This is a genomic window from Spartinivicinus poritis (genome assembly GCF_028858535.1).
GTDB lineage: Bacteria > Pseudomonadota > Gammaproteobacteria > Pseudomonadales > Zooshikellaceae > Spartinivicinus > Spartinivicinus poritis.
Genome location: NZ_JAPMOU010000086.1, coordinates 1 through 11,314 on the forward strand (window position 1 = coordinate 1; position 11,314 = coordinate 11,314).

The 11,314-nt window shown below is 41.6% G+C and carries 14 protein-coding genes; 1 reads left to right on the forward strand and 13 read right to left on the reverse strand.

Annotated features, from left to right (window positions below; genetic code table 11):
- Positions 1 to 280: 280 nt before the first annotated feature.
- Together ORQ98_RS27795 and ORQ98_RS27800 are read right to left on the reverse strand one after the other, a co-directional pair.
- Positions 281 to 736 carry a hypothetical protein gene (locus ORQ98_RS27795; protein WP_274692093.1) on the reverse strand — a complete coding sequence of 152 codons (456 nt, stop codon included), beginning with the start codon at positions 734 to 736 and terminating at the stop codon, positions 281 to 283.
- Between the two features lie 68 nt (positions 737 to 804).
- Positions 805 to 1,740, reverse strand: coding sequence for a contractile injection system protein, VgrG/Pvc8 family (locus tag ORQ98_RS27800; RefSeq protein ID WP_274692094.1), 936 nt, complete (start codon positions 1,738 to 1,740; stop codon positions 805 to 807).
- A gap of 82 nt (positions 1,741 to 1,822) precedes the next feature.
- Here ORQ98_RS27800 and ORQ98_RS27805 point away from each other — a divergent pair, with 82 nt between their 5' ends.
- Positions 1,823 to 2,602 (forward strand): hypothetical protein, encoded by a 780-nt coding sequence (locus ORQ98_RS27805; RefSeq protein WP_274692095.1) that lies wholly within the window; start codon positions 1,823 to 1,825, stop codon positions 2,600 to 2,602.
- Here the strand turns inward: ORQ98_RS27805 and ORQ98_RS27810 are convergent.
- The 11 genes from ORQ98_RS27810 to ORQ98_RS27860 form a co-directional block, all read right to left on the reverse strand.
- Entirely contained in the window at positions 2,591 to 2,794 is a 204-nt protein-coding gene (locus tag ORQ98_RS27810; protein ID WP_274692096.1) for a tail protein X, read from the reverse strand. The genes ORQ98_RS27805 and ORQ98_RS27810 overlap by 12 nt on opposite strands.
- Entirely contained in the window at positions 2,763 to 3,140 is a 378-nt protein-coding gene (locus ORQ98_RS27815; RefSeq protein ID WP_274692097.1) for a phage tail protein, read from the reverse strand. The genes ORQ98_RS27810 and ORQ98_RS27815 overlap by 32 nt, the downstream gene beginning before the upstream one ends.
- Positions 3,137 to 5,137, reverse strand: coding sequence for a phage tail tape measure protein (locus ORQ98_RS27820; RefSeq protein WP_274692098.1), 2,001 nt, complete (start codon positions 5,135 to 5,137; stop codon positions 3,137 to 3,139). The genes ORQ98_RS27815 and ORQ98_RS27820 overlap by 4 nt, the downstream gene beginning before the upstream one ends.
- 118 nt (positions 5,138 to 5,255) lie before the next feature.
- A complete protein-coding gene (locus tag ORQ98_RS27825) occupies positions 5,256 to 5,513 on the reverse strand; it encodes a phage tail assembly protein (RefSeq protein ID WP_274692099.1) in 258 nt (85 codons plus the stop codon).
- 92 nt (positions 5,514 to 5,605) lie between these two features.
- A complete protein-coding gene (locus tag ORQ98_RS27830) occupies positions 5,606 to 6,097 on the reverse strand; it encodes a lysozyme inhibitor LprI family protein (protein WP_274692100.1) in 492 nt (163 codons plus the stop codon).
- A 90-nt stretch (positions 6,098 to 6,187) separates the two neighbouring features.
- Positions 6,188 to 6,691: a phage major tail tube protein gene (locus tag ORQ98_RS27835; RefSeq protein WP_274692101.1), complete on the reverse strand. Its 504-nt coding sequence runs from the start codon at positions 6,689 to 6,691 to the stop codon at positions 6,188 to 6,190.
- Positions 6,678 to 7,877, reverse strand: coding sequence for a phage tail sheath C-terminal domain-containing protein (locus ORQ98_RS27840; protein WP_274692102.1), 1,200 nt, complete (start codon positions 7,875 to 7,877; stop codon positions 6,678 to 6,680). The genes ORQ98_RS27835 and ORQ98_RS27840 overlap by 14 nt, the downstream gene beginning before the upstream one ends.
- A gap of 62 nt (positions 7,878 to 7,939) precedes the next feature.
- Positions 7,940 to 8,983: a phage tail protein gene (locus tag ORQ98_RS27845; RefSeq protein WP_274692103.1), complete on the reverse strand. Its 1,044-nt coding sequence runs from the start codon at positions 8,981 to 8,983 to the stop codon at positions 7,940 to 7,942.
- A 2-nt stretch (positions 8,984 to 8,985) separates the two neighbouring features.
- Positions 8,986 to 9,681 carry a phage tail protein I gene (locus ORQ98_RS27850; protein ID WP_274692104.1) on the reverse strand — a complete coding sequence of 232 codons (696 nt, stop codon included), beginning with the start codon at positions 9,679 to 9,681 and terminating at the stop codon, positions 8,986 to 8,988.
- Complete coding sequence (locus tag ORQ98_RS27855) at positions 9,678 to 10,574, reverse strand: baseplate assembly protein (protein WP_274692105.1); 897 nt, start codon at positions 10,572 to 10,574, stop codon at positions 9,678 to 9,680. The genes ORQ98_RS27850 and ORQ98_RS27855 overlap by 4 nt, the downstream gene beginning before the upstream one ends.
- Positions 10,571 to 10,906, reverse strand: a complete 336-nt coding sequence (locus ORQ98_RS27860; RefSeq protein WP_274692106.1) for a GPW/gp25 family protein — start codon at positions 10,904 to 10,906, stop codon at positions 10,571 to 10,573. The genes ORQ98_RS27855 and ORQ98_RS27860 overlap by 4 nt, the downstream gene beginning before the upstream one ends.
- Between the last annotated feature and the right edge of the window lie 408 nt (positions 10,907 to 11,314).

Sequence of the window (11,314 nt, forward strand, 5' to 3'; positions counted from 1 at the left end):
AATCATGGGTAATGGATTAGCTGAGTTTGCAGATTAGGTACTCAGTTACACCTAAAAATGATTCGTTATGGGTATAAAGTACTGATTGACTGTTTTATCTACTTTTCCAGAAATATATTCATACTATAAAGTATAGACTAGTTAATCACTTTAACTTAAATGCTACCCCAATTCAGGCAAAGATAGGCTTAGCCTTCTACAAGGGAAAACTACTTACAAGGGCACAGCAAGTAGAGGTAACCTGATAAAAAAAGAAAATTAATAAGAAAATTGTTTATTGTTAGGCATTTGTTGGCACCAATGTATACGCAACCATTGCACTAACAGCCATGACTATTCCTAATAGTGAAGGCTCAATTTTAAAAAACGAATTTTTTGCTCGCTCCCATTTTGTAGCACGTTGCCCATAGTGGTTAGTTAGATCATAAACAGATATTGAATCGGATACTGGATCATTAAGCCACTTTCGTATAGCACGATAACGCACAACATATTTATACCAATATTGATGCCTCATCATTCCTTCTAACAACCAATATAGGGCTGCAGCTAGCACAGCGAGGAAAACAATCCTTGGATCTTTAATTGTGAAAGCCAGACCTATTGCACTAATCCATATCGTTATAAACCAGTTTCTATTCCTAAAAATAAGATCGTCATATTTGTCGAAGGTGCCTTGAATAAGGCTCATTTCGACTTTAAGAATTTCTAGCTTCTCCTTTGAATCTGGACGCATTTTTGATCTCTTTATTTATGCCTAACTATTAATGAACATCACTATGGGGATATAATTTCCTTTATACATCACTTTACTAAACTAACATTCGTCGTATACCCAGAAGCACTTATCGAGTGCTTTGCCTGCTTCACTACCCACCGACCATCAACACTAGCTCTTACACCTTGAATAACTAAAGGCCGCTCTGCTATTAACTCAGGATTACCTACTACGGTTATACTTAAACTGGCTTCTGTATCATTTAACCCACTTAGCTTAGCTTTAGCACTGGCTTTGGCTGCTTCCCTGGTTGGATATACCATTTTAATAGTATAGATTGGTTCACCATTACCAACTTTTACATGCTCTGTCTTGCCACCTTCAGCACTGTGATACTTAGCCATCACACTTTTATAATATTGCCTGTCAGGGGCCTTTAAATTCCATTTATTAATTTTAGAAATTGTTATTGGTGACAATTGTTTACCGGTAGCAGTTTTGGTTTTCCCTCGCTCTACAAATACCAAGTGTTCCATCATTGGCTTAACAATTGCCCCATGATCTAAGGCAATACGACTTAAAAAATTAATATCGGATTCTTCTGTCTGGTCTATATGATCAATGACAATAGGCGTAAATACTTCTGCAATTTTAGGTTTCAAACCATTGTCATTAGCCACAGTGGTTACAATATCTACCAGCTTTTTTTGATGCCATGAACGTGACTTAGGGCTACGGAGTTGATCCCTTAAGTTAGCGCCTTTCGCCTGAATAGTCATTTGATTCGGTGGGCCAGAGAGTGACACCTCGTCAATGATAAAATCCCCCATATGAATGTTCTGAATGGCGACTGATAGCTTGGTGCCTTTGGCTGGAATGGGTAAGTTACCCTCATGGTCAGATAGCTTCAGGGTTACGCTATCAGACTTGATACCTGCTTCGTCAGTGAGTTCGAGACTGATTAGGTGGTTTTGGATGTTGACGGGGAATGATGGAATGGTGATTTCGTAATTAATTAACATAGTTGTGAAAGGTACCAAATTGTTCACTTAAAGGGTTTGAGATAGAATGCTCAGTTCACTTAGAACTTATTAGGCTGTACTAATGAAAAGTTGCTTTATTATTCTTATTTCTTTGCTTTCAACATACAGTTTTGCCCAACCTAAAGACGAAACAAAAGTAACTATTGACGCTAATAGTATTACTTATCAAGGATATTTATCTGCAGAAGCAAATGAGAAGGTTTATAAGCTTTTCAATCAGGCTAAAATTAAACCATCTTGGTTTACCATTAAAAGCAAAGGGGGAAATGTCAGTTTAGGATTGGATTTAGCAGAATGGATTTATAAAAATAGACTAAATGTAAAAGTAGTAGATTACTGTTTTTCATCTTGTGCAAACTACATTCTACCTGCAGGAAAACAGTTAGTGCTGGAAAAAACAGCCATCTTTGGTTATCACGGTAGTGCCAATAGTAAAGATAATGATATTGATAAAAATTTTTCTGATTTAGATGAATATATAAATACTTTACCAGAAAAAGATCGTATTCCTACTAAAGAGAAAATATTAAAACAATTTCAGGCAGACCTTACAAGAGATCGTAAGCGAGAAGTAAACCTATATAAAAAGCTTGGGATTTCTCCCCAGCTACCTCTATTAGGACAACAAGAAAAGTACCAGCAGTCACTTAAGAATTATTTAGGCACAGATAACCTTGAAGAAAAGGATCAATATAAAGGTTGGTACTACTCCTTATCTGACCTAAAAAGCTTGGGAGTAACAAATATAACTGTTATCGACCCACCCTGGACCCCAGCCGAAAATATCAAAGAGTTTAAATTACTTAGACTCGATATAGTGAAAGGTGAGTTAAGACCATAAATTCTCTGTTGCCTGGGCTTCAAGGGCAAGCTCAGGTAAACTAATCTCTATACCCGCCGCTAAAACAGGCCCTTGCTCCACTAACCTGGGATTGGCATCCAATACCTGCAGCACAAAGCTTTCATCGCCATAATACTGCTTACAAATCCAGTCCAGGGTATCACCGTCTTTGGTTCGGTATACTGTCGCCATAGTAGGTTATGCTCACGCTGAATTCAATCTTACGGCACTGGCCTTGTTTGTCAGGGTAAGCGCCGTTTTCACTGACTTGAGTTATACACCAGTAGCCGAGGATGTCGCCGGTACCCGCTAGTTCAACCATGTGTAAAAGGCTGTCGCGGCTTCCATATTGGCCAGGGTACATAATGCCTGTTAGTGTCATGGTTCGGGCGGTTTCCCCGGTATACTGCTGCTGTGGGTAGCCACCAATGATATGCTGGCTTACCCATTTAAATTGCCATTGCTGACGGAGCTTTTGATAGCTGGCTGTCTTAATCGAGAATATAAAATCGCCCAACTTGAGTAGTGTATAGCTCATAGGGTAGCCATATCCATATCGTATAAAACACTTCTCTGTCTGGCTTCAGCTTCCTGCTCACGCTCTTCTAAAGCATCCCTCACTTGCTGTGTGACTTCTTCTGCTGACATACCAGGGGCTGCATTGATGGTAATCGGTGCGTTTAGGTGGGTGGTGACATTCATGTTTTTTTGTTGATTGATTTGCTGTAGCCGCTTTTCTATTTGCTTAGCATTAACGGCTTGTGTCTCTTGTATCTGGGCTCTGCGTTGTTGCATTCGCTGGTTAATTTTTCCAGCAACTGTTTTCTTTTCTTCCTCGTCATCACCCGTAAACCAGCGTTTAATGCCTTTCAACTTTTCTATGGCTTTATTAATCCACTGGAATTTACTGCGCAACCAGTCAATAGCTGGTTGCCAGATTTTCATCATTAATCCTAAAGGTGAGTAGCTTAAAAAGCTTTTGGCGATGCCAGTTACACCACCATCAAAAGTCTTACCAATGCTATCCCAGAGATTGCTAAAAAAACCAACGATGCCATCCCAGTTGGAAATGATGTAACCGAGCGGCGTAAAATTAAAAAAGTAGTTTTTAATGGTTTCAAATGCTGAACTACAAGCATTAGCAATGGCATCAAATGTATCACCCAAAAATGTGGATACAGTACTCCAGTTGGTAATAATTAACGTGGCACCAATAGCAATGGCTTTAATAATTAAGCCAACTGGATTGGCCATCATGGCTAAGCCCACGGCTTTTATTGCCGGAATTAACGCCATTATCGCGGTGCCTGCCGCTAATACCGCACCCACTAATTTCACCCCAACTAAAGCGGCTACAACCGCTGCAATGTTTTTCCAGCCAATGGTTTCCTCAATAAAATGACTGATTTTACTGGCAACAGTAAATACAGTTTTACCCAGATTCCACATAAACCGCCCCACACTCACTAATGAGTCAGCAATTTGGATTAGCAACAGATTAAAACGAGCGCCGTATTTTTCATGGAAAGCTTTAAACTTAATCATGAGCTTGGTCACCAAGGGCATAAACTTGGCACCCACTGATTTACTGACACTGCCAGTGATTTGTTTAAAATCTAAAAAGGCGTCCTGAAAATCCTCGGCATTTTTGGCATCTTCTTTTGAGATAATGTTACCAGTCGCTCTGGCATCTTTTCTTAATGCCTCTAATCCGGCTTTTCCCCCATTCAACATATTGACTAACCCAACGCCTTCGGTATCGAATAACTTCATCGCCAGGCGGACACGATCGGCTTTATTGGGGATATGCTTCATCGCTTCCGAGATATGCTCAAACTGTTCTTCAGGTTTCAGCGAGTTTAACCACTTAGCATCCAGCCCTAATTCTTTGAGCGCTTTACCCGTTTTACCAAGACCAGCTGCAGCTTCCGACACCCGTCGTACCATCCGTTGCGAAGCCGTATTAAATTGCGCGGTAGACACCCCAGAACGCTCAGCCGCATATTGATATTCTTGGAGCCCTTCAACACTAAACCCCAATTTAGCCGCATGCTTAGCAATTGGGTCTCCTCGGTCAGCCGTGGATTTCACCATCGCCAACAAACCACCTGCTGCCCCTGCTAAGCCACCTGCAGCCCACTTACCGGCGGTTTTTAACTGTCCAAGCCGTTGCATGCCCGCTTGCTGAAGTCCTTGGAAACGGGCAGTACGCTGCAACCGTCGTTGTGTGCGTGCCAGATTATTTAAATCAACTCCATAACGCTGTGCAGTGCGTGAAGCCCGAGACAAGGATTGTTCTGTACGCCGAATCGCATTGGCTAACTGTTGATTACTACCACCCGCTTGTTGTTGCTGTTGGCGTAATCGGGCTAAGCGCTGGCGATACTGATCCACCTGTCGTACAGCGGCCAGTTTTTTATTCGTCTCTCGGTAAGCTTTGCCTAATTTACTGGCAGCGGATTCGGATTTTTTGAAAGACTTTGCCAGCGACTTATCAATATAAGCGCCAATGGCAATATTGAGTTTATTAGCCATGATTATTGTTGCTTAGGAAGGGATTTATACCAATCAAGGAGGTCTTCGAGGTCCATGTCTAACAGCTCTGACAATGGGGTACCTCTCAGGTAGTAGGATAAGGCCAGGCAGATTTGTTTTACTGATTGCCAGTCGAGTCTAAAAAACCTGCCACCACTTCATTTAAGCGTTGAAAATCGGCAGCATCCAATTCTTCTATTGTTTTAATATCCAGTCCAGATAGATCAGCAATCATATGGATGCTTTGGGTAATTTCACCACCACCCCGTTTTTCAATGTTTTTCATGTCTTTAGTTTTGGGGCGGCGTAGGTTAACTTCGTTAATCACTTCGCCATTCATTTCAATAGGGTAGTTTAAGGTAATAGTTTCGCTCATGGTTTACCTATATAAGTAAAAGAAAAATATAAAGTGCGTGCTTTAAAAAGCAAAAATCCCCAGTTAAGGGGATTTATTAAGTAGTATTTTAACTAAATAGATCGATGTAAGGATACTTCACCATAACGATTATCTAATTCATTATAAAGATCATCATTGGGTAGCATAATCATTAAGTCGTTGATACGGCGCATAGTTATAGTTGCTCTACATGACTCAGAGTAATATTCGCTGTCACTTCCTAGCACATTTATAGCATTGCATTCAGCCTCTTTGAATTTAATCCATAATCGTTGAGTTTTCCTTAAAGCAGTTTGAGCTTTTTTATCCTTCAATTTCATTATTTCTTTATAAGCTCGATTTAAGTCTTTATCAGCTTTATCAGCAAGTCTGGATGCACAGACTACCATTGTCTGTGTTGGCAAAGTATTACACAATGATAGTTGAATTTTATTTTTTTCAACTAACTCTTCAACACACTTCCCAAGAGGAACATCAGGTGGAGAACAATCTTCAATGGTTTCGTATGCAAAAGCATTATTCAATAGGAATAAGCCTAATAGGCAGATTAAAATGTTTTTCATATTAATAATTCCAAGCTTAAAATTGTTGATTTTATCAGATTAGTCAAGCAGTTTTCCTCACCATTTGTCATTTATATGTAAAATTTTATGTTACAAACCCAACAAATCTCGAATGGTTTGCATGTGATCTTTACCATCAATTTTACGCACATGGTTAATCACATCGATCTCGCAAATGAGTTTGTTATTGATGGTGAGTTGGTAGTAATCCAGTTTAACCGTGGTTGTTAAGCTGGATAATTCCGCTTGTTTCCATTCACCAAAATCAATTTCACTGACCAGGCCACGGCAAACCGCGTCAATCCCTTGGTCGCCCTGGCCAGGATTGCGTAATACACCTTTGATATTGAACGGCACTTGCTTGCCTTGTTGGAAACCAAACTCTTTCAGTACATTGATATTACAGTCATCAATGGTAAAGCTCAGTTCCATGGCTTCCATCCCCATATCCAGGTGGGTAACGCCATCCATGCCACCACCTCGAAACTCTTCGGTTTTAACTGTGAGCTTGGGTAGTGTAATAGACTGCACTCGTCCTGCCTGGCTTACCCCATCAATAAACAGGGTGGCATAAGTGACATTATTGGCGTGCACTGAGTACCTCCTTAAAATAATCGTCGGTTAACGTGGCATTAAAGGTGATGTGTTCGGCTGGAGTGGGCGGGGTAAAATCAAAGTTAAAATACACCTTGCCATCTGCCAAGGCATCTGGGGTATTTAAGTCAGGATCAGCCCAGCAAGTGCCGCCTAAAATGGCCCCGATATTTTTTAACCGACGCAAATAATTATTTACCCCTTCAGTAACATCAGCGATGTAGTTTTTAGTGATATTACGATCAACCGCCCACAGATGCGCCCGTTGCAGTGAGTCATAAATAATGTCGGCGGTGCGCACCACACTGACAAACGCCCATTTCGGATCACCACTGCAGGTCCGATTACCCCAGAGACGGTAGCCGTCTTCCTGAATAATGGTGGTAACGTCTTTGCTATTTAAATAATTGGCTCGGCAGCTTTTATCACCCAATTTAAAATCAATGGGCCTGGCTGTGCCTAAAATGCCGTTAATTAATTTATTCGACGGGGAATGCCAGAAGCCATGATCGTTATCGATTTTAGCCATTAATCCCGCCACGCGAGCCGAAGGGGGTTCAATAACAATACCGCCTTTACCTTCGTTGATGTCGCTATTCCAGACTTTAACCCAGGGGTCGATTAGGTAAGCGTAACGTTTACCAAATACATCACGATATTTAACAGCCTCTTCACCTGTCGTGTTAGGGCCATCAATGATCGCGATACCACCTAATCGCTCTGCTACGAGAACCAACTTTTGGGCAGCGGCTTCGATATGCGAAAATTCTGGGGCAATTAAAATCCGGGGTTCAACATGGACGGTACTTTTGGCATCCAGCAACGCATACATGCCGGTATTGGGTTCACCTTGCTTACCAATAATGGCATTCAGTGCCGTATTTTCATTATCCGTGGTTTCTGGGGATACAGGTGGCTTATCGTTAACCCGAATAACCACCACCATGGCCCCAATCTGATCAAAAATCCCTTGTAAGGCGGCTGGCAAGGTTCCCTTTGTCCCTAACTGTTTAGCCTTTTTTAAACTACCTGCCAATAAAACGGGTGTGTCATAGGGGAAAACGTCTTCTTTAGCATCGGGCGCTGTGCCCACTAAACCAATCACACTGCTTTTTACGGTACGTATTGGACGTGGGCCGCTGTCAATTTCAACGACCTCGACGCCATGAAGAAATTCTTCAGGCATAGGGTTTCCTTTTTAGATAAATAAAGTAATGAGTGAAGTAAGAATAAAAAAAGGGGAAGTAATTACGGCTTGTAGGTAATCTTTTTTTCCAGTGAAATAATCCCTTTTAGCTCACCATGTTCAAACTGGCGACCATTTCCTACCCTCATGGAATCAATCACAACAGTGGTATAATAAATGCTCTTACTAAATGTTAGGCTAAAAATAACAACACCGTTTTTATCATTATAAATAGCGGGTTTTGCGTTTCCTTGCACATGCGTATCACGGAGTATTTTACCGCCAGCAAAACAATACCCCGCAATATATTCATTCAATACAATGGCCGTTCCAAAACTATATCCTCTCACATGAAAGAAAAACATTTCAGAATTTTGATTGATGTTTAATGGCAAAACGAAGTGTAGGGTAACATCATGATCTTGTCCTAAGTCTGTGGTGGTAAAGTCTCCCCCTGCTAATGGCCCATTATCATCGTTATGTGGCATACATTGTACGACTATACCATTAAACACTTCATGCCGAATGGTCCCAATGGCACCAGGTATCCCCGTATATTTTTTTTCAACATCGTACACAGACTGTTTGACATACTGTGGGTGGGGATGATCAGACTCTAAATGGGTTTTCCATTTAGAGTCTACATAGGTACGAGATGCCAGTACGATAGCGGGATCAATTTTAAGCTCTACCGTAGCGGTATTACTTAATTCAAAGATCACCCGAATATATAAACTGCTACCGCTACCTTGGGCGAGTGTTGGCTTATAGGTTTTTGGATATTTACCGACGGCAATTAAATTATCATCATTATCGTATAAGCCAAATTCGGTAATATAAAAATTACCATCTTCTTCAGGTATAACCGTTTCAATCACCAACCAATGATCATTATCTGGGTCTTGGAAGATACTATTAATTGGCCCTTGCCACTTTTCTCGTACTAAGGCGGTGTCCGTTTCTTTCGGATTGGTTTCTTTGCCTCCATCTTCACCGCCGTCACCCACTTTGAGTTTGGTGAGTTTAACCGTTTTACCCAGTGCCTGGGCATTAATAATCCGCGCCTGCCCAAGCTTAGTGAGCAAGCTAAAGTATTTTTGATTCAAATTTAGGCTCCTTTGGGATAGATCGTGATGGTATTAACTGCTTGATAGCCCGTCACCAGTACCCGGCAAATGTTGCTTGTCAGTTGTATTGTAATAAATGGGTAAATCTGGTGTGTCACAGCACTTTGGTAACCGGACGTCAAACAAGTACACAGCTGGCTATTCATTTGTTTGGTTAAGTAGGGAATAACCGTGGTTTGTTGACCTTGTTGACATGTCACTGCCACACGCGGCATTTTTGTTTTATTGGTTAAATAAACGGTTAAGTCAAAGTGACTCCGAACATTTTTAGTACGCTTAATTAGCCGATTAATATTGTCGTATTCTTTTTCAGTGAGGCCACGGGTTTCTAAGTTAACATCGGCTTTAAACGTATAGGGCTGGCCGTTATATTCAAACCATTCGGTTACCGTGATATCCACGCCAGTAGCCGCTAACGCTTTTTTTACTGCGCCAAGCGTGCCTTTATGGCGGTGTACTTCTATTGATGCCTTAATGACATTACGCTTGGTCTGCTCTTCCCAGGCTTCATCCCATTCATCCACCGATAAGGCCCAAGCTAACCAGGGTAAACAATTCGCTGGGCAAGACTCAGGATTCCAGACGTAATTAGGGTAAGCCGGTATATCACTAATACGACCCGTGCTATCGGCCAACCCTTGCTCTAACGGGCTAGCATTGCTGGGTAATAAACTCATGCAATTTTAATTGAAATAGACTTGGCTTTAGGGGCTTGAAAGACTTTGGCTTGAATATCCGCTGTGGGTGAGAGTAATTCTACACGGGTAACGCCACCCATATGGAGTGCATCATAAATACCTGAGAGTGCCACGGTTTTACCCAGCTTATAACACTGTTCGACATACTCATTCAGTGCTGATGTAGCCGTATCGATAATGGCTTTAGAAGACGGCCCTTGTTGTACATGCAATTTTGCACTAACTGAATAATCGATAATTTCAGCGGCTTGCACGGTAATATGATCTGTCAGCGGCCTAACATCTTCATCATTTAAAGCAGTTAACAATACCTGTTTTATTTCGTCATCAGGCGCCATATCGGCTTCATCAGCTAACGACCGCCGTAAAAAAGTAATAATCACCTCGCCAGGCTCATCAGAATACACAGAGACATCGGCAATTTGATCATGGGCGTTATGTGCATGAGCTAAATAAGCACCCACAGGGCCAGCGGTTGAATAACCTTCGGGGCCTAATTGAATACGACGCCGAAAGTCCTCATCAGCTTCCATTACAGGTGGTGTGGGTGGCACTTGATTATCATCCGCTGGTTTAATGACTTTGCGCTTTACGCCGTAATTAGCGCCTAAATGATCTAAATCACCACCCACTGCATATGCCAGCATGACGGCTTTAGCGCGTTCATTAAATTGCTGTCGAATCAGCATTTCACGATAAGCGCAAACTTCTAGAATCTTCATGGCTGGGTCAGATTCGACCAGTGCCGTAAAGCGACTATCGCGCTTTTGTAAATCGGCCAGCATAGAAGCGAGAATTGCCTCGTAATCAATTGGCTCAATCACATCCGGCGCAGGTAACTGCGATAAATCAATGGCAGTAAATTCGCTCATACAATGATGCCATCCAACGTAATGGGTTTGCCTTCGGGTAAATAAATCCCTTCTAACACAATCAATAACTCGCCTGGCTCGCCGCGATAAGCCTGAACCTTGTTGACTTTTATGCGTGGTTCCCAACGGATTAAGGCTTCAGCGGTTGCCGCGTAGATTTCCACTAACCACTGACCATTCATGGGGCAATCCACCAACTCAGGCAAACGGCTACCATAGTCACGCCGCATCAGTCGGGTACCAATGCGGGTGGTTAATATGTCAGTGATGGATTGGCGGAGGTGATCGAGGTTAGAAAGGGGTTTACCAGTTTGTCGGTGAGTGCCTTTCATACTTTTAATATTTGCTAATTATTTTTATATAAAACAATGCTTTTATCTGTTTTGCCAAGATAATAATTATAAATTTGTTTTTTAATAAATTGATTCCACTCATAATCCCAGTCTGGATCATCTTCGGGGTCTAGATGAAGGTCGTCTGTAATTATAAACCAGTTGCGCCTATCAAGCTCAATGAGAATTTCTGCATCCTCAACAAACTTCCCATCCTTGACTTTATATACAGGATAATGTGTTTGGGTATGGTCCTCTTCATATACTTTTGATTGTTCATAGTCTAGTTTAATGAAGCTACCATCATTAACATAGGGTGCTATATCATTTAAGGCTCTATATGGATTCCTGGGGGACTATGTTAGCAGGCAAAAAGCTGTATACTCGAGCATTCATAATGGATTATCA